Source organism: Flammeovirga aprica JL-4, assembly GCF_012844305.1.
Taxonomy (GTDB): domain Bacteria; phylum Bacteroidota; class Bacteroidia; order Cytophagales; family Flammeovirgaceae; genus Flammeovirga; species Flammeovirga aprica.
In genome coordinates this window covers 1-21,635 of sequence record NZ_JABANE010000110.1, presented here as the reverse complement: position 1 = coordinate 21,635, position 21,635 = coordinate 1, and the positions used below count along the sequence as shown (strand labels likewise).

General features: G+C 37.7%; 7 protein-coding genes. All 7 read left to right on the top strand.

All coding sequences use genetic code 11. The features are described 5' to 3' along the window. Nucleotides 1–738 (top strand): hypothetical protein, encoded by a 738-nt coding sequence (locus HHU12_RS27315; protein ID WP_169659914.1) that lies wholly within the window; start codon nt 1–3, stop codon nt 736–738. A 17-nt stretch (nt 739–755) separates the two neighbouring features. After that, a complete protein-coding gene (locus tag HHU12_RS27310) occupies nt 756–5,759 on the top strand; it encodes a hypothetical protein (protein WP_169659913.1) in 5,004 nt (1,667 codons plus the stop codon). Nucleotides 5,760–5,761: 2 nt separating this feature from the next. Further along, entirely contained in the window at nt 5,762–10,252 is a 4,491-nt protein-coding gene (locus tag HHU12_RS27305; protein WP_169659912.1) for a hypothetical protein, read from the top strand. Between the two features lie 6 nt (nt 10,253–10,258). Further along, a complete protein-coding gene (locus HHU12_RS27300) occupies nt 10,259–12,355 on the top strand; it encodes a hypothetical protein (protein WP_205960004.1) in 2,097 nt (698 codons plus the stop codon). 29 nt (nt 12,356–12,384) lie between these two features. Then, complete coding sequence (locus HHU12_RS27295; RefSeq protein ID WP_169659910.1) at nt 12,385–19,743, top strand: RHS repeat-associated core domain-containing protein; 7,359 nt, start codon at nt 12,385–12,387, stop codon at nt 19,741–19,743. 6 nt (nt 19,744–19,749) lie between these two features. Beyond that, complete coding sequence (locus HHU12_RS27290) at nt 19,750–20,250, top strand: hypothetical protein (RefSeq protein ID WP_169659909.1); 501 nt, start codon at nt 19,750–19,752, stop codon at nt 20,248–20,250. A 344-nt stretch (nt 20,251–20,594) separates the two neighbouring features. Beyond that, nucleotides 20,595–21,635, top strand: a 1,041-nt coding sequence (locus HHU12_RS27285; protein ID WP_169659908.1) for a hypothetical protein, incomplete at its 3' end; no start/stop codon positions are given.

Sequence of the window (21,635 nt, the reverse complement as noted above, 5' to 3'; positions counted from 1 at the left end):
ATGAAATTAGTACTTTTTCTTCTACTTATTACTTCAACCGCTCTCTATGCTCAAGATACATTTGTGCAACTTAACTCGGGTGAGCAAACAAAACAGAAACTTCAAATTAAGGAGGAGTTATCTATACTTTATCAGGAAAAGTATAGACACAATAAAGAGGTGACAGTAACAATCTATACTTCCAATTATTCATCTTCCTTATTACAGGTGAAAAAAAAGGTGAGTTATGGAAAAAACAGATTGAAATTCAAGTTGTCAGATATGCCATTACTTAAGAAAGGGGAAGATTATATTCTAGAGTTGGAAGAGAAATATGGACGTCGTAATTCATTAGTCTTTCATTACTTGGAAGATGCACCTCCTCTAGATTCTAATTCTACATTAGAGGCAATAAGTATGAATTGCGATGAAGGAAAAAACTCCATTTTTTCTTTGAATACAGTAGTAAATGGCGGTTTTCCACCTTATGATATCACTTATACTATAAGCAGGGATAAAGAACAGCAAGATCTTTTATATGAGCCTTTTACATTGAAAAATAAGAAAAGTATTCCGGATAGGGAATTGGACATTAAGGTCGAAGAAGGTTTTTACATACGAATAGAAATCGTAGACCAATGTCAGGAAGTACACAATGAACTTTTATTTACTAATTGTGTGGAGACAAATAAAATTGAATTCAATATCAACTTATTTGGACCATCAAATACATCAGGCACAACACAGCATCACGATTAATCTTAAAGACACTAGATATGACGGCTATACTACAAACAATGACCGCAAGGAAGCGGATTGTTTATACATTTATTCTACTTTTTTTGAATAGTTTACTGACACCTTCATTTGTATTTGCATTGACCTCAGGACCTGCACAGCCAGAAACTCAAACGTTCTCACAAGCAGAAACTTCTGATATGGTCAATTTATTCACAGGTGACTTTTCTTATAATATTCCTCTGTTAGAATTACCAGGACCGAATGGAGGTTATCCTTTGCACCTTAATTATCAAGCGGGAATTGGAGTCGATCAAGAAGCTTCATGGGTCGGCCTTGGCTGGAATTTAAATCCTGGAGCAATTACAAGGCAAGTGAGAGGTATTCCTGATGATTTTAAGGGAGATGAAGTGAGACAGGAAATACAAATGAAGCCCGATATAAATGTAGGGCTGATGGTTGGTGGAAACTTAGAAGTCGCAGGTTTTGACCCTGAGCTAGGGGTGTCAGTGGGAATGAATTATAACACTTATAGAGGTATAAGTTATAGTGTGGGTGCTGATATAATGGCTGTACTAAGTAAGACGTCATTGAAAGATAAAGAAATGGTCAATAATGGAAAGAAAGATACATTATCAACCCATTCACTATCTTCAAGCATTAGTTTAGGAGCAAATCTAGATACTAAAGGAGGTTTGACAGTTTCTGGTAATTTAGGTATAGGAGGGGCGGCAAATAGAGCTTTATTCGGACTAAATGGAGGTATGCAGTACAATTCTATCAAGGGAGGGAGTGATTTACAATTAACACCTTATGCTTCAAGGTCTTTTTCAGTTGATGTACAAAGAAAAGACAAGGAAGGTAATAAGATAACAAAAACAATAAATGGTTCACAAACCTATAAAACGATTAGGTCTGGAAGTTTTAGCTTTTCACATTCTGGTTTTTCTCCTAAAATACCTTTTGGATCGAATTCATTCGGAATGACCTTCGATGTAAAATTAGGAGGAAGTTTATTTACTATTTTTGGTAATGCAGTAGTAAAGGGAGCTTACAGTCAAACAACCTTTGATGAAAACAAAACGGTTGGTGCATATGGAAGTTATTACCATCATATAGCTGCAGATAATAAAAATCGATTACTTGATTTCAATACAGAAAAAGATGTAGCATTATCAGAGGCCACTCAAAATTTATCACAGACTGGATTACTTCAAGATATATATGTGGTCAATGGACAAGGTTTCTCAGGTATGTTTAGAGCAAAGATGAACCATATTCCTATGCTAGGTGATAAAAAGGTAAAGTCAGAAAGTCATAATGGTTCAATCGGTACTGATGTCCCACTTTTTAAAATTGGAGCCAATGGTACTTATATGCAAACGAAAGAAGAATCAGGAGTATGGTATTCTAGTGAGACAGATTTAGGTATAAATAAATCAGAGAGTGAAGGAAATGGAGCATCTTTTAAAATGTATGGAGAGGCATTGCCTGTAGATACTAATACTTTATCAGATGCAGATATTTTTAATCCTTCAAATATAGATCACAATAAGAATAAATTTCTAGCTCAAAAAAATGTAGTCAATACATTAAGCAAAACAAATTCCAACTCCTCTATCATTTCTATTCAGTCTGCTTATCTTAAAAAGGGAAGTACAGCACCCGAACTTGATGTATCAATTATTACTTCTAATGGAGAAGAACCAGCACTAGACAGGTCTAAACATAAAGATCACCATATTGGTGCTTTTATAGCTACTAACGAAGGAGGTGCTAGATATATATATGGGTTACCTGCTTATAACAATTCTAAAAAAGAAGTAACAAGAAGTGTTAAGGAACCAAGAAATATTTATGGACACTATTCTTCTCAAGTAGATGTAAGGACTTCTCCGAAAAACCTTTCTTCTACAAATAAATTTGAACAGGTGATGGAAACGCCTGCATTTACGTATGCTCATTTGCTTACAGCTATTGTTGGTCCTGATTATGTAGATGTGACAGGAGACGGTTTTACTGAGGATGATCTGGGATATTGGGTAAAGTTCACATACAAAAAAGTAGATGATAAATTTAAGTGGAGGGCTCCTTATTTAGACGGTAACTATTCACCTGGAAGTCTAAGTGATATAGAAGATGATAAAGGAAACTACTCTATAGGAGATAAAGAAATTTATATCTTAGCAAAAGCAGAAACAGCAACACATATTGCTCTTTTCAATACCTCAGATAGAGAAGATGGTTTAAGTGCTTATACTACTGAATTAGCATCAAGTACAGAAAACGCTAATAATGGTACAAGATCAAAGCAACAGAAGTTAGATAATATAGAATTATATACTCGAAAAGCTTATAATTTAAAATCAGGGGACCCGTTGTATTTTAAAAGATCACCACTTAAAAAGGTACACTTCAACTATACAGGAGAGGATGGAATAGGCTATAACCTTTGTAAAGGTACTCCCAATAGTGTAGCGATAGGTCAAGGAAAGCTTACCTTACATTCATTGCACTTTACTTATGGGAAAACTAATCGCAGTTATTCTAACCCTTATAAATTTTATTATAATGAAGGAGGGGATAAAGACAGTTATCATACAGATAGTCAAGACCGCTGGGGTACTTACAGGAGATTGAGTAATGGTTTAAATGAGGTTTTCTTCCCTTACACAGATCAATTGGAATCAAAAGAAACTCTAGGTTATTATGCCGGAATGTGGAGTATCTCTAAAATTAAGTTACCATCTGGAGCTGATATTCATATAGAATATGAAAGCGATGACTATGCTTATGTACAAGAAAAAGAGGCCATGGAGATGGTAAAGCTTACAGATGGTTCAGGTGAAAATGAGGGAGGGATAAAAAACCTATCTTCTTTCTTGAAATTCAGAGCACCCAATTGGATGAATTCTTCAAATGCTCAAGAAGGATTCAATGAGTTATTTGATTTTGATGGAAAAGGAAATGCACAAGTTGCTTACTCAGCGAGATTGCTATTAAGCAAAGATAGATACAGATGGAATGATATTAAGGGCTATTTTAAAGTAAATAAAAGGAATATATCGTATTCTAGTGGTCTGATTACAATAAATACAAATGAAGGTGTTCCGAGTCGTTATCATCCTTTTGAACTTGCCGCTTTTCAATACATACAAGCTTCCGAACCTAAGCTGTTAGGTTCTTTGAATACCTTTGATGATCCCACTTCTTCTGAAGCAGTTATTATGGAGTCACTCTTTGCGGTGGTAAATTTAGCAGAACAACTTTTCAGAGCATTAACGGGGTATTTTAACTATTGTCGTATAACAGGTGTGGCTTCAAAGATCAATCTTTCTTATTCGTTTTTACGTCTAAAATCGTCAAAAACTAAAAATGACCAAAAGCACCTTTGTAAATATGGAGGAGGGCATAGAGTATCACAGATAGCAATGTATGATGGCTGGAGCCAAGACAAGCAGGTCGTTTATGGTCAGGTGTATAATTATGAAAGATATAATGAGAAAAGAAATCGTTATGAGAGTACAGGTGTTGCTGCTTATGAACCGCTGATAGGAGGGGAAGAAATACCACACAGGCTTCCTGTCTATACAGTACGCGAGGTAGCTTTGAGAAATAATGATGTTTCCTTTATTGAATTACCTTTTAATGAGAATTTTTTCCCGTCCCCAATAGTAGGATACAGTCAAGTAGAAGTATTGGATTTAGCTTCAGCAAAAGCTTTAGCCTCTAAGACTTCTAATGGTTCTTTATTGAAAAAAGTAGAAGGTATAACTCCTTTATCGAGTTTCGAAACAATTGCAAGAAGTAAAAAAGGAAAAGTAGTTCATGAATTCTATACGGCGAAGGATTTTCCAGTAAGAACTGCTAAAACAGATATCCGAAAAGAAGCTCCAGGTAAAAATGAACTTAGGGATCTTGTTCAATTCGTTTCTGAAAGAAAATTTGATGCAAGTCAAGGGTTCTGTATTATCAATAATGATATGCATGGCAAACCTAAAAGTATGTCATTTTACGCTCAAGAAGCAGATGGTAGTATTTCGACTACTCCTACATCTTGGACTAAATATAAATACCTCAATGAGTACTTAACTTCGGATGACTCTACAAAGCTTAAGCTCATAAGTAAGATTCCGACGGGCACATATGATGAAAAAGGAAACTTGTCATCTTCAAAAAAGGAGCAATATGTTGGGTTAGAAATAGATACTTTTGTCGGTTCTAGTAAGTATTTCACTCAAACAATATCAGGAGGTTTAAACTTTAATTTGGATGCAATTCCTCTGGCATTTGTTGTTATTCCTTTTGTAGCATTAATTCCTGATGTCTTTATAAGTAAAGAAAATGTGACCACTTTTACTACCAATAAAGTGATACATCAGTCTGGTATATTAGAATCCGTTGAGTCGTTTCATGATGGTGTTTATTCTTTACAAGAAAATAAACTATGGGACCAAAATACTGGAGATGTATTAGTCTCCAAAAACACCACACATTTCTATGAAAGAGAAAAGGATTCTATGGCACTAGAAAAAGAAAAAACACTTTTCAATGTGAATATTCCTGCTTATTACAAATACAGACGAATGGATAAGGCCTCTGTCAATGAGAACTTGAAGTTCTCCGCTAATTTACAGAAGTACGAACAGCGTGAGGAGTTGACAGGCAATGGTCACCCACTTAATGATCCTAATCCGAACATTTTTATAGCCGAATCGAAAAGTGGAGATGCTGACTATATGAAGCATTTGATTGCAGGAGATGAATTTTTAGTCAAATCGGAATCAGAATCTAATCCAAGGAAAGCTGTTTTTATTGGACTTACAAAAGAAAATAAACCAGCCTTTGAATTGCTTTTAGCGACACAGGACACTGCCAATACTTTTGATTTCAGATTGATAAGGTCTGGAAACAGAAACAGCTTAGGAGTAAAAGCAGAGGAGTATGTAACGCTTGACACTCCAACGGTTTTATTGGTAGAAAGACAGATAGAAGAGCCTCAAGAAGTAAAAAGAGTTTTCATAACACCAACTTATCAATAAGAATGAAGAATTTAGGAACAAAAATAATAGCAACGATATTTTGCTGGGTGTTATTACAGCAGGCTTTTGCTCAAACAGATATACCTCCAACAATAGAGGTAGGTGAGACCTACAACCTAACAGGGTATCATTTTTCTTATGAAGAAAAAGTGGGTGATGGATACGATGATTATGGAAATGAGGTAGAATATTATGAGTTAACAGCTTTAGAGGATATTATCATTACGAATAATGCAGGAGAACAGGTGTTTTATAAAAATTTCAATCATGATTATATAAATACCAATAAGTTTAATACTTTTTCGTATGACGTAAGCTACTCTATTCCATTTACATTTAAAGATACAGGAGAGCACTCTGTAAAGTATAACTACTTTGCTTACAGGGTGACAAAATATAGAGAGAAATATTATGAACCGGGTAATAGTACACCAAAGTATCGATATATATATTATGATTTAGAAAAGAAATACCCTGTTGATCCAAAAGGAGAAGATGAAGATATCACTACAATTATTTGTGATAGTTTCGCATCAGGAAATACATCAAATATATCATTTTCATATCCTTTTGGAATCATAGATGGTACTCACCTAGAAAAAGGATGTTCAGAAACCTCTAATGAAGGTTTTAAAGATAATTCTGTTTATGATTTTGGTTTTACACATCAATTTTCAATAAAGAAAAAGGATGAGAATAATATTTACAGAAATGTACAGCCCAATGAAATCTCTTTTGATGCAAGTGATTTAAAGAACTTCACCATTTATGCTTCTGGTGTATACCGACTGTATCATACTTATAATTTTAGTTGTAGTGCTATATCAAATACAAGAACTGATTCAATTGATTTTACAACTAATATTGCAATAGTTGATCCTTCTCTGATAACCTTTTATTATCCCTTTGGAATAACAGATGGTAAAGAAATAATAGAAAGTTGTATGGCTTATTCCAATGAGGGAATAAAAAACGATTTAGAGAGCAATAGCCCAAACATTGAACATCATTTTGTGATTCAGAAAAAGGAAGGGTATGATAATTATATAGATGTACAATCAGATGATATTTTTTACAATAGTAGTGATCTGAAAAATTTTGGTATCTATTCTTCTGGTGAATACCGATTATACCATCATTATCAATATAGCTGTGACGACTCATTATATATAGTAAAAGATACATTGGATTTTACCGCTGAAATCGATCCTGTAAAATTTGATTATTCTTTTCTATATACTGATGGTTTGGTAGAGTGTGAGTATAACAGAAATGGTGAATTTAAGAAGGTTAACCCAAATCATACTTTGGTGAGTAGTGAGTTTACTTTATTTAGGCTAAATAATAATGGGAGTTATACTTCAATTGGTTTTAAAGACAAAAAGGTGAAGTATACTTCAGATCTTAATACACTGATAATTAATGCAAAAGGCAACTATTTATTGAAACATAAATATAGTTGTAATTCAGGGAGTACATCTTCTGTAATCGTTGATACAGTGCATTTTGGGGTGGATGTTATTGATAAGCCAGTAGGTGTTAATGAAGATGATTGCCCTTCTTGTGAATATGATAACTTTAATGCATATCAACAAGATGCAGATAATTCAGAATCGATTTCTGGTAAAGGTTTTGACTTAGGTACCTTTAGGTTGGAGTATAGGTATGGTTGTAATCAAAATTGGAGTTTAGTACCCACAAAAAGGGATACCAAAACCAAGTTTATGAAGATTCATGTGGGAGACCAAATCCAATTTCGTTTTACAGCAACAAGTGGTAATTATATGTCGAGTGGTGGCAGTGATAAAGAGAGGAGAATATTAAGAATATCTGATATTAAAAAGGGTGTAATTCAAAATTATGATTACCATAACTCAGAGAGGAAAAGATATCAGATAGTGATGGATGTAGATTTTAGTCAAGACAAGTTTTTAGAAGGGGGAATATTTAAACTAGAAGCAAGAGGATATGCATACAAAGACAATGGTGGTGCTGATGGTGGTGGTGGAGTTAGGAATGCGTTAGCATATCTTTGTGTCACTACAATTCCTGCTCCAGTGTATACAGATAATGAAGAATATTTCCAATGCCAAGATCAGCCTATAGAAATTGATTTTAATTCCGGTAATTATACTAATGTAAGGGCAACATTTTGGGATGACTCTGTAAAAAAAGATCACCCTGAATATAATCAATATATTGGACGTCATATTTATACAGACCTTCAATCCAATAATAAAACAGCGATACCTGCCAATAATTTTGTAGGGACAAAGTGGTTAGAACTTCAAAATACACAAAAAAGGCTTGTCAATAATGACACTTTATTGTTATTAAGCAATCCTTTAGCTACTCTGAAAAAGGTGACTGTTTATCCTTCACCTCCTTCACCGGAAACGACTAATATTGTTATTCTAGATACGGATAGAATGTATGATGTAGTAAATTATATCAGTGATAGACAATTAACCACACCCAATCATTCTACACAGAGTACAGATATATTAGAATATGCTATTTATGATGGTGATTCTTTAAGAATGAGTTATAAGGAATCAGGGCATAATACCTTTAACCTAACAGATTCAACTTCTTATGCAGAAGTACTTGTGAGGCGTAAAGTATCTTATCATATAGAAAAAACAGTTAATGGGTATCAATATACAGGCAACCCAAACATAGAATACTCAAGACCTACAAAGTTTTTCTTTATCGCAAGACCGGTGGTAATACCGCAGGTGATTTGTCCTACAAAGTATAAGTTTAGTATTGCTAATGATCCAGTATTGGATAATCGTGAAATTAGAAAAAAATACTATTGGACAGTAAAAGATAATAGCACACAAGAAGTACTTTATCAGTCGGGAGGAAATGGAGGATCAAATATCTTGATCTATGATTTTAATGAACACGCTCAAGGTGTATTGAAACAATATGATATCACTGTTAAGATTGTTTATGTACCTCAGCAAAACACGTTTAATCATGACTTGGAAGAGTCAAAAGTAAATCATTGTAGTAATGATAATTTGATTGAAGTGTCTGGGGAGTCAAGAGTGACAACAATAGATGCACCTAGAGATTTTCGCATGGCTATCGTCAACTATCAGGAGAACAATGATATTTATACCAACGTGCTTTCTAATGCCTCACACACTTACTCTGATGCTTGGCTTTTAAATGAAGCAAATGTAAGTAGTAAAAGGCTATCACCTTGGTTAGGTGCAAAAGCGGGAGTATGGAGAAATGATAGAAGTTATTTTTATACAGGACAAAGAAGGTACGATACTTCTAGTAGAGACCTCAGAGGTGATGGGGCGATTTCGTCTTTCAATGCGATGGGCTGGAAAGGGAACCATGTAATGGCAGACACCAAGATAGAAAATGATGATAATAATACATGGGTGAAAAACCATACTATTACTCAGTACAACAAAAGAGGTCATTCCTCAGAACAGCAGGATGCCCTTGGCAATTATAGTGCAGTGTTGTTTTCAACAGATGGACAGTTTGTAACGGCAACAGGAGCAAATATGCGTCAGGACGAAATGTTATTTACCAGCTTTGAGGAAGGAAATAAACAAGACCTCTTTTTTGAAAACCGCAAAATCTACAAATTTCCGGTTTATGCGGGCAGAAAATTATTGGCAGTAATAGGTGATAATGGTGTAGACTTGGGGGAAGTATTAGAAGACAATCAAACTTTAGTGACGGTTAGAGGTACTGAGTATGAAGAAGAGTTGCCTAAACCATTTGTATTAGATGCAGTGATCAGCTGTCGATTTGATTATATACATACTGCAGATACCCTGCATGAAACTTTAGGGGCTACTTTTTCAGATGGGGATTCCACTAAAGAAAATTATTCAATTATTGGTTTAGATGGATATGGTTTTGATGCATTGAGTAATTGGGTAGGAGAGATTGTGATTGTAGACTCCGTGATCCAACAAAATACAGGTATTCAAATTATCCAAGATCTACAGGCTCATACTGGAGAGTATGTAGCAGAAATTAACGGTACAAAGTCAATAAAATTGAACCATTTATCACTTGATGATGGTAAAAAATATAGTTTTAGTGCATGGATAAAGGTGCCTGCTTTGTCAGATTATGTAACCGATTATAAGGATGAACTTTCGATTGTAGTAAATGAAGATACGATTCAATCCATAGGAAAGGTAATAGAAGGGTGGCAACAAGTAAAAGGAAGTTTCACTTACAGTGGAGAAAAATATGACGGTCTCTCATTCACTTTCTTAACAGGAAGTAACAAAGTACGTATTGACGACTTGAGAATACACCCTCTGAACGGGAATATGAATAGTTACTATTATGATCCTTATACCTATAGGTTACAAACCACATTGGATGAAAATAACTATGCCACCAGCTATAGTTATGATGAGGAAGGAAATTTAAAATTGCTTCAAAAAGAAACCGCACGAGGAGTGGTGACTATACAAGAGGTACAATCTAACATTACTCAATAGCATGCTATGATGAAAAAATTTATATTGATTTTTATTTTAACACTTAGTGTTTTAAGTGCTTTTGCTAATAAAAAATATTTTCCAGAAAAAAATGCCGACTTATACAATACTAAACCTATAAGTCATCCAATAACGCCTTACGGAGCCCCTATGTCTTATTACAGTTGGGACCCCAGTAGAATAGGGTATATTACAACTTATTATGAATCCGATTCTGTAGACTATGATAATAACACTGCTTATGTGAGTGTAGGCCATGAGTTCGGGTTTGATTTCGTAGATAGTTATGAAACATCAGAAAGTGGGGTATCCTATAATTATTTTGCAACGAACATTGTTTTTAAAGTTACTTTTAATGATGAAGTAATATCTACGTTGGATTATGTTCCAAGTAATGTAAAATATGATAAGGTAGGTACTTATTACTATTCTTGTGAATTTGATGTCTATAAGCAAGATGAAAACCAAAATGATTTTTATGTTGCACATGAAGTAAGAAATCTAGCAGTAATAATAGTCACTCCTAATTGTGGAGAGTATGTAAGTGGTGGCATTGAAGATTCTTATACATTCAACAGAGATTTGGGGGTTGACCTTGTTATTGACCCTGTAATAGAAAATGGAGAAGGAAAAGATTTTTCATGGGGTTCAAAAACAGCCTCAGGTTTAATAGGTGTAGGTAGTTATCAAAAAATATTATCCATACACGATATTATGAATTACTTTCCAGAAGATGGTAATTACTCAGATCTTTTAGGTGATGTGAAATTTTACTTGTATAGTAGCGGTGGACAATGTGGAAATCAGGTAATAGATAGTACAACGATCAAATTTACCTGTAATAGTTTTACAACAATCTCAGACCTTGACAGCAGTTACCTAATAAAAGGGGAAAATTTGAATCTTACACTTTCTCCAGTGGTAGATTATGGTAATGGAAGCTATAAATGGTACTACATAAAAGAGAACCAAAAAAGAGAAATCAAAAACACACTTCAGCTCAATATCAAAGAGGTATATGGATTGGTTCCAGAAGGAATACATCACTTTGAATTTGTGACTTATGGTAATTGTGCAGATAGTACCTCAAAGATGGTTGCTGTAGAAATCCAAGACTACTACGACTACGGTATCTTTATCACTAGAGGATATACACCCAACCCTCTTCCTGAAGGAAAATGGAGCTATCAAGGAACAACACTGACCAATCAAAATATAGAGCAGATATTGGAAAAAGACGGGTTGTATACCTGTGAAAAAAATGGGTATTACAGACGTATTTATATGTGGACACCGCCATTGAGTGATATTTTTGAAATAGCCACCAACGCAGGATGTACTGCAGGGTATTTCAAAGGGGTGAATGAAGTATCCAAGATAGATGCAATGCAATCAATAGTATTTGACAATTATCCTGGAGGAGGGCAAACAACAGTCAATTGTTCCAGAAATAATAGGACTGTCTATTCACTCTCAACCGACAATAATACATTTACCAGGTCAGGTAATATTATTCTTGATAACACTGTAAAAGGAGACAGCTATAGTTATCAGACACAAATTGATATTGATGTAGATTTGGATATTATCAACGCAAGTAATACACAGAAGTTTTTAGAGTCATTGCGATACGATATCAGTTTTAATCAGTTCAAGTCGTATTGGCATAATACGAATGACCCTCAGGATTACACTTGCAGAATCATGTATTTGCCTCCTCTTTCTCAAGAATACAATAAGGTCAGTCATTACCTGATCAATCCCGGTATTGTCAATTTTATAGATAGTCTGATAACTGAAAATACTGTCACTACGAGAGTAGAAACCACCGTAAAGGACGACGCATTTGAGTTCACTTTAGAGGAGGAAGGAATATGGATCATCGTAGTGAAAAGTTTATTATTCGGCCAGGAGTCAGGATTTTCAAGCTACATCACCTTAATGAAGAGTGATGACGTACTTTCAGGTATTACAAATGAAGTAATAGATGAACGATATCTCTTGGATTACACTCTTCTCATAGAAGACCTCATAGAGGTGGAATTACCAGCAAAGACGCATACTATTAATTTCGACTATCAGGAAAGCGGACTTTTTCAGTAGTTATTCTCTGACCACAACATCAAAAAGCAATGAACAAACAAATCTATATACTCTTTCTTCTGTCATTTCTGCTAGGGAATACCTCTTTCCTGAAAGCACAGGACTACCCTATACTGCCCGAGGAAATCGACCATCTTTATGATAAGAATTTTTATACTCATTATGATCAGTATGCCATAGATGATACAGCACAGACAGCTTTTACTTGGGCGGAAGTAGAAGTAGGCGACGAATTGCCAGTTTGGTTTGACTGCTGTGAGGGACTGAATAGTTATTATATACTTTCTGCCACGCTGCAATGTAATAAAGACTTGGAAGTGATCGCATCTGATACAGCAGAATACCTGAAAAGGATATCATTTCTTCTGATGGATAATCAGCAAGCGGTGTCAGATACACTGCATTTCCAATTGGGCGGAGTCGAGAAAAAATACAGTAATCTTTGGGTCTTTGATCAATACAAGCTCAACAGAGACGAACATGAACACTATACGTTCAAAATCGTTGGTCTGGAAGAAACATCAAATTTAAGTGCTGAGAGTTTAGCCACACTTGATTCCACTATCAGTTTCACAGTACAGCGTCATCAATTTGCGGGGATTGAATTGAGGAGTGAAGATGCTCCTCTTGATACATTAAAAAACAAAGTAGATGCTTGGCGAAAGAATACGATAACCAATGCATCTATCAATCATATTGAAGATCAAATGGCATTATCATGGGATCCTTTTCAAGATGCATTGGCCTACAATATTTCATGGTTTTTTATTGAAGAGGATACTTTCCCAAACAGCTTATACCTTACATTACAAAATATCACTGAGGCAGAAGAGACCTATAAAGAAATAGCTCAACATCAGTTACCAGCTAAAGTACAAATAAGAACAAATAAATATACCATCGGAGCGCAATATCCTGAGGGTTTATTAATAATGGGTATACAACCCGTTACTTATTACAATTCTGATTTTGACGCCATGATATATGGCTCTATGACCTATCTGGTAGATTCACTTTCGGATGGTTTTGAGGAAAATATAAACTGGCAGAAAGTAACCACTTTCGCAGAGGAAGGTAAAAAGAAAACGGTTATGACTTATATGGACAAGTCATTAAAGCAAAGACAGTCCATTGTGAATATGTCGGTTAACCACAAGCAGAAGTCGCTGGTGAGTGAGCAGTTCTATGATTTACAAGGAAGGAGTGCCATTCAGGTGTTACCTGTTCCTGATGAGGATTCTACACTTTACTTTCGACCTAATTTCAATACTTTTGAAGGATATTCTACTAATACGAGTACGGCACACTTAAAGCATTATGAACAAGTATTGGACACATTGAGAGGTGAAGATGGTGTAGCTGTGATAGGACCTTTGAGTGGTGCTGCTGATGCATATTACTCCCCCCGACAAAGCTATGACCAAGAATATCTCAAAAGGATACCTAATGCCTCTGGTTTTGTGTATACTTCTACAGAGTATACACAAGATCAGTTCAGCCGTAATAGCAGAGTGGTTAGCGTAGGAGAAAACAGAGTGCCAACTATAAAGTTTTATGAAACCCCCTCACAAGAAGAACTTCAGCGTCTGTTTGGTGACAATGTAGGTTATCATGAGCACTATAGAAAAGAAATTACTATGGATCCAAATAAGCAGATTTCTATCAGCTATTTCGATCCCCAAAATCAAGTGATTGCTACTGCTTTAGGTGGGGTGCCTCCTTCTAATGTAGACAGTCTGGAACTGGATACCAACCAAAGTTATGATGCCATCTTTGAAAAAGATATTGCCCAAAGTAATCTCAATGGAAGTACCACGGAGTCGGTATCCACGGTCTTTTTATCAAATGCAGGTCCATCAATTGAGCTGGATTATTCTTTCCTGATGCAGGGCTTTGGAACAATACAATCTACGGACTGCAAAACCTGTATCTATGACTTATCTATTTATGTCTTAGACCCGCTAGGCAATAGGGTAGCTCTATCTGTCAATAACAACAGTTCTGGTAATCAATTTATCTATCAATCAGATACCACTGAACAGACTATCTCATGTTCAGGTCCTCTAGAACGTCTGCAATTTTCGGTAGTCACAGCGAGTACCAGTGAAGTGGGGGTATATACTGTTTTCAAAAAGTTAAGTGTCAATGAAAAGGAAGTCAGCCGTATCGTAGAACAAGATACAGTAGGCTATATGGACTTGCTTATAGAGCAGTTTTTTACTCAATATGAAGATTCTATCAATAAGGGTCTGGAAGACTGTGGCAATCGTGTGTTTATTCAAATGGATACTTTGGTACCCATTGACATAGCGCCAGATCAGCCGTTGCCTGCTTTTCATGAACTTCTACCTCTTGTTGAACCAGATGCAAAAACACTGACACACTCTAAGCTTACAGTACAGCCATGTAGTGATTTAGAACAAATTCCTGAAGAGAATTTAACCACAAAGGAACAGTCAGACCTTGAGTTATGCCAGCAGGGAAAAGCAGAGGCCTTACTATATAATTGGCAACACGCCCAAATTGAAAGTTTCTATTACGACAATCAGCTGACTTTAATTCAATCCCAACTGTCGCAGGATGAGGACTTGAAAGACATCAATTTTGGAGAACTTTATTTAGAGGCTATTGTAGATAATGATCCTTTCTTTAGAGATAATGGCACAGATAGAGAAGCTTTGATAGGTTCGATGAATTCCTATTATACAGAACAGGTATTTGATACGAACAAAGAAGATAAACTGCAGGATAATATTCTAAAGGAGGATGTATTGGCCTTGGTAATTAATATGTATCAGCTGAAAAAGCGTGCTTATCTGGAGAGTGATTTCCTAGCTTTTGCAGATGCTACGATCAGTAGCGAAGATGATCTGCATATTGATGACTGTATTACGATATTTTTCGAGAAAGTGGGACCAAAAGAAGAAGATTCTGATGATCCTAGCTCATTATCTGAAAATTATGTGGATGAAGAAGTAGAGGCAATATTGAATGACTCTACCACGATTACTGCAGAAGAGCAGGAAATCCTCGGTTCCCCTCGATCGATCAATGATTCCAGAATACTGCGTGTCATTTCAAAACTGCAAAGCTATGCGGCAGAAGAATGTTTCCAGCCAGAATCTGACACCATTCCTGCCTACACATTCCCAGCAGATCAAGACTCATTGATCCGTGAGGCTTTGGTAGATTATTACAAGCAGTTCTACAGTATGGATGACCCGTACCTGGATCAGTTTACCTTCACTGGCGTCAGCAGTGATCGTTCCTCTGATATAATGTTTGAAGTGCTGTATGAACTGTTTACACAGTATCAAGTAGATGCCACAATCTCAGCCTGTATCTTTGGAAGCAGTGGAGGGGAGGTTGCTGATGACAATGCCTTCGCACATATGCGTGACAGTATTTCTATCGTAACCACTAAGGTATCAACAAGAGAGTGGTACATCAACGGTCTCTATTTTAACGGCGATTCCGCCACTTCGCCTTACTATCGCATTCCCGAAAGTGATGTGGAAGAGGTCGGCGATTTCAGAGTGGAGTTCAGAATGCAACCTGATGCCATAGAAGCAGGCAATCAGTTACTTTTCAGTAATCTGGATACTTATCCCGAAAACGGTTTTGAAGTACAACTTCTTTCTGAAAGTGATTCAATACTTCTTCTGGTTCGCCTGTCACAGTACCGAGGTTTTAGAATACCACTGCGTAATTTTGATGACTGTGGTACATACCTGTCCATCAACAGAGAAGGTACCAACTTTTATGTTTATCAGGATACTACCTTTCTTGAAGGTTGTACCACCGACCTTCAAACCAACCGTTTCGATGGTTTGTCAATAGGCGGAGGTGCAAGAGTTGGCGGTTTTGAGAGCAGACCTTTCAAAGGGAAACTGATGGACCTGTCCATCTGGAAATCCGCCCTAGGCATCAGCGATGAACATCCTAAGCAAAATAAGCTGATTCTGGAGATGCTCCACAAAAGAATCAAACTCTATCAGGGCATCGAACTGGCCAACAAGGACATGATTTCCTACTGGCCACTTCACAACGCACAGCTTTACAGCACCACCCGTCGTGCTGGCTACCCGACCCGTTTGGAGCTTCACAACACTGATCATCTGGCAGACAGCCTGGGCATGAGAGCACTCTTCAAACGCAACGACTGTCCACTGACTATGCTGTCCTACACTTACGAAAACCGCAAAGGAGGTATCTTTGATTACGACAATGGTCCGCTGGCAGAGATGATCAAAAACTCTGTAAGCAACAGTTACTACGCTTCTTTGTGCAGTATTGATGTCTACAACCATTATACAGAGCTGATTTATGAAGAAGCAAAGCAAGCTTTCCAGCAAGGGCTCGAACGTGCCAAACAAGAAGCCATCAACCGCTGTATTAATAATCTATCAGAACAGCATATTGCCCGCATTCCACAGCGTGAGCATCATTATACTTTGTATTACTATGATTTAGTAGGCAACTTGATTCAGACCGTACCGCCGAAAGGTGTAGTATATCAGGATCAAGGACTAGGCGATCATCAGCTGAAAACCATTTACAGGTACAACGCCCTCAATCAGCTCATCTGGCAGAGCACCCCTGATGCCGGAGTCACTGAGTTCTGGTATGACCGACTGGGAAGGTTGCGTTTTTCTCAGAATGCAAAGCAGAAGGAAGAGGGTAATTTTGCCTATTCCAAATTCGATGCCTTGGGAAGGGTGATTGAAGCCGGACAGTTGTCTTCCACGGATTCAATTACAGTAACAGAGGCTCTTATCAAAGCGGAAGTCAACAATATCACCTTCCCATCGGAAGGGATCTCACAGGTCACACATACCTATTACGACCATATTGAGGATCTTCCTGCTTCCAACCGCCTGGCCTTAAGAGAAGATGCTGATTACGAGGGGCTGTACCTCAAAAACAGAGTAGCATGGGTCAAAAGCAATGGCAGTGACAACGGCATTTCAGACGAGCCCGTCATTACAGTCTACGACTACGACCCTCATGGCAACGTAAAAACCATCTTCCAGCACAACCCCGAAGATACCCTCACTTTCCGCAAGGTCGCTTATGATTACGACCTCGTAAGTGGCAATGTGAACAAGGTCTACTTCAATAAAGGGCTAAAAGACCAGTTTATCCATCACTATGTCTACGATGCCGACAACCGCCTGATGGAAGTGCACACTTCCCGCGATGGACATCAGAAGGTATTGGAAGCCACTTATATCTACTATCCTCACGGACCATTGGCACAAGTGATTTTGGGCAACTACAACAGTCAGAGCGTAGATTATTACTACACCTTGGAAGGGTGGATCAAAGGCGTCAACCTAGGACTTTCGGAAGAGGAACCCGATGCCTTTGCGTATGCTTTAGCGTATCACAAAGACGATTATCAGCCGATCGGTTCAGCGGAGGGATCCATCAATACACAACTGAGCACATCTCCAGACCGAGACCTGTACAACGGCAATATCTCCCAGATGATCACCTTGCTTCCACAAGCAACAGGCATCGTCACGGACACCTTGCCAACAGACGTATTCAGCGTCCATTACCAATACGATCAGCTCAACAGAATCCGCACAGCTTCTAAAGAACAAGAAGGAGAAGCCCATCAGCAAATAGCTTCTTATTCCTATGACGCCAACGGCAACCTGATGACCCTGCATCGTAACACCTTGGATAAAGCGGAGATGCACAACCTTACGTATGACTACTACCCGAACACCAACCGCCTGAAGCGAGTAACCAACAGTGCAACAGGAACACCCGACAGTGCCAACATCTTCCACTCCCAAGTGGACAATAACTACCTCTACGACGCCATCGGCAACCTGATCGCCGACCGCTCAGAGAAAGTCCGCATCTACTGGAATATACAGGGGAAAGTAGAACGCTCGGAGCATTACGCACAGGTCAATGACTTCTTGGACGCCTCTGGCAACTTCCTTCCGAACCCACAGGATCCTCAAAAAACCGTCAAATACCGCTACGATGCTTCCGGCAACCGCATCACCAAATACGTCACCACCCCCGACAAAGAGATCAACACCCTCTATGTCCGAGACGCCAGCGGTAACATCATGGGTGTTTACAGCGACACCCTCAAAACCGAAGGAGGTCAGCCCGTATACGTTCCATTACAGCTCGCCGAAATCCCCATCTACGGCAGTAGCCGACTGGGGCAGTACGTGCCAGAAGACACCCTCCAGACCCAGCTCGGTTTAGGACACCGCCGTTATGAGCTAAGCAACCACCTTGGCAACGTTCTTGTAACGTATTCCGATGCAGGACACGTTCTTTCATATAGTGATTACTATCCTTTTGGGCTGAGGATTACGGCTAGGAGTAGCAGTAGTGAGGGGTATAGGTATGGGTTTAATGGGAAGGAAAACGATACAGATTTAAGCAGTTCTCAGTTGATTCAGGATTATGGGTTTAGGGTGTATAATCCGGTGATTGGGAAGTTTTTGAGTGTGGATCCTCTTACTAAATCTTATCCTTGGTATACGCCTTATCAGTTTGCGGGGAATAAGCCGATTAGATTTATTGATCTTGATGGTCTTGAAGAGTTTGATCCTTACCCTGAATCCTACTATAACTCAAAAGCAAAAATTGATATGTCTAAAGCCCCAGATTCATTTACAACGCAATCAGGAAAAATAGTTAAAACGGATATTAGAAATGGAAGAAGATGGAACCATGCATGGTATTGGGATCAAGTAAGAAAAACTAATCCTAATTGGTTTGATAAAAGTAATAATTATGCAATTGATAATGGATTCTCTCCAAAAGCAAATTCCCAATATTTAAAACATAACCCTCAATTGAAACATTGGAAAAATCAAAAATTACATGTTCATCATGATAATCAGGGTCATATTGGTTATCCACTTCCAGAACAATTACATATAGGTAAAGGTTATACAAAACTTTGGCATAAATTTAAAGGTAAAGGTTTGAAAACATTAGGGTTAGTAGGAACTCTATATGCATTATCTTCAGCTGCCCAAGGAGATGCAATGGCTGCAATTGCAGGAATTGACCCATTTGGTGTTACACAATTTGGGGAGCAAGCTATTGAAAATGGAAATCAAGCTATGTTGGAAATATTTATGAAACAGGAATATTCTGAGTCTTTAAATTATTTACAAAATAGTCAAGATTTTGGTGTTTACTACGCAGATTATTATGAAGTTAGAGATTTAATAGATAATGGAAATTTACCATCTTTAGATAATAATCGTTTTGTTAATGATAATTTTTTCAAGTCTGCCGAAGATGCAAGTGATTATTATAATACACCAATTGAACATGCAATAATATATCAAAAAAGTGAAGGAGGATATTCTCCAATAGGCATAAAAGAAATTAAATAATAAAAAATGATTAAACAATTAATAGAAGAGTTTGTAAATATTTATAATGAATTTGTTAATCTTGTAATAGATGACGCAAAAAAGCATGATGTAGATTTAGGATTTTGTTTAATAGAAACAAAAAAAAAGTTTATTAGCACTAATAAACTTGAGCAGCTTGTTTATAATTATTATTTTCCAAATGATACTCCAATTGAATTTCTTATTATTGAGAATGAAATAAAGAAAATTGGGAATTATAATTTTTTTGCAAGAAATTCTATTCATGATTTATATTATGCTTATTCAAAAAATACTAATGAAATTGTAGCTATGGATGATAGTGGAGAAACTATTTACTATGTAGCAAAAGATATTGAACATTTTTTTAAAATAATGATCAAGGTAATATCATATAAAGCAATTGAATTTAAGGGTGAAAGTAAATTAATTAAAAAAGATTTTAAGATTTTAAATAAATTAGCAGGAGGAAATAAGTATACCTACGTCAGCAATATATTAGTATAGTTTTTAACCCCTCACTGTTCTCAGTGTCAAACCATAGACGTTACTTAGAACTAACCAATTGAATAAGTTGCAAACTTATCACAACAAAACACCAACCCCCACAAGCCCAAAACACTTGTGGGGGTTCTCATCCCCCAAAACTTCCAACCAAAAATCCCTCTCTCAAAAACAGAGTAGCATGGGTCAAAAGCAGTGGCAGTGACAACGGATTTTCAGACGAACCCGCCATTACAGTCTACGACTACGATCCTCATGGCAACGTAAAAACCATCTTCCAGCACAACCCCGAAGATACCCTCACCTTCCGCAAGGTCGCCTATGATTATGACCTCGTAAGTGGCAATGTGAACAAGGTCTACTTCAATAAAGGGCTAAAAGATCAGTTTATCCATCACTACGTCTACGATGCCGACAACCGCCTGATGGAAGTGCACACCTCCCGCGATGGACATCAGAAGGTATTGGAAGCCACCTATATCTACTATCCTCACGGACCATTGGCACAAGTGATTTTGGGCAACTACAATAGTCAGAGCGTAGATTATTACTACACCTTGGAAGGGTGGATCAAAGGCGTCAACCTAGGGCTTTCGGAAGAGGAACCCGACGCCTTTGCGTATGCTTTAGCGTATCACAAAGACGACTATCAGCCGATCGGTTCAGGGATGGGATCCATCAATACACAGTTGAGTACATCTCCAGACCGAGACCTGTACAACGGCAATATCTCCCAGATGATCACCTTGCTTCCACAAGCAACAGGCACCGTCACGGACTCCTTGCCAACAGACGTACTCAGCGTTCATTACCAATACGATCAGCTCAACAGAATCCGCACCGCCTCTAAAGAACAAGAAGGAGAATCTAATCAGCAAATAGCCTCTTATTCTTATGACGCCAACGGCAATCTGATGACCCTGCATCGTAACACCTTGGATAAAGCGGAGATGCACGACCTGACGTATGACTACTATCCGAACACCAACCGCCTGAAGCGAGTAACCAACAGCGTAACAGCAACCCCCGACAGTGCCAACACCTTCCACTCCCAAGCGGACAACAACTACCTCTACGACGCCATCGGCAACCTGATCGCTGACCGCTCAGAGAAAGTCCGCATCTACTGGAACATACAGGGGAAAGTAGAACGCTCAGAGCATTACGCACAGGTCAATGACTTCTTGGACGCCTCTGGCAACTTCCTTCCGAATCCACAGGATCCCCAAAAAACCGTCAAATACCGCTATGATGCTTCCGGCAACCGTATCACCAAATACGTCACCACCCCCGACAAAGAGATCAACACCCTCTATATCCGAGACGCGAGCGGTAATATCATGGGCGTTTACAGCGACACCCTCAAAACCGAAGGAGGTCAGCCCGTA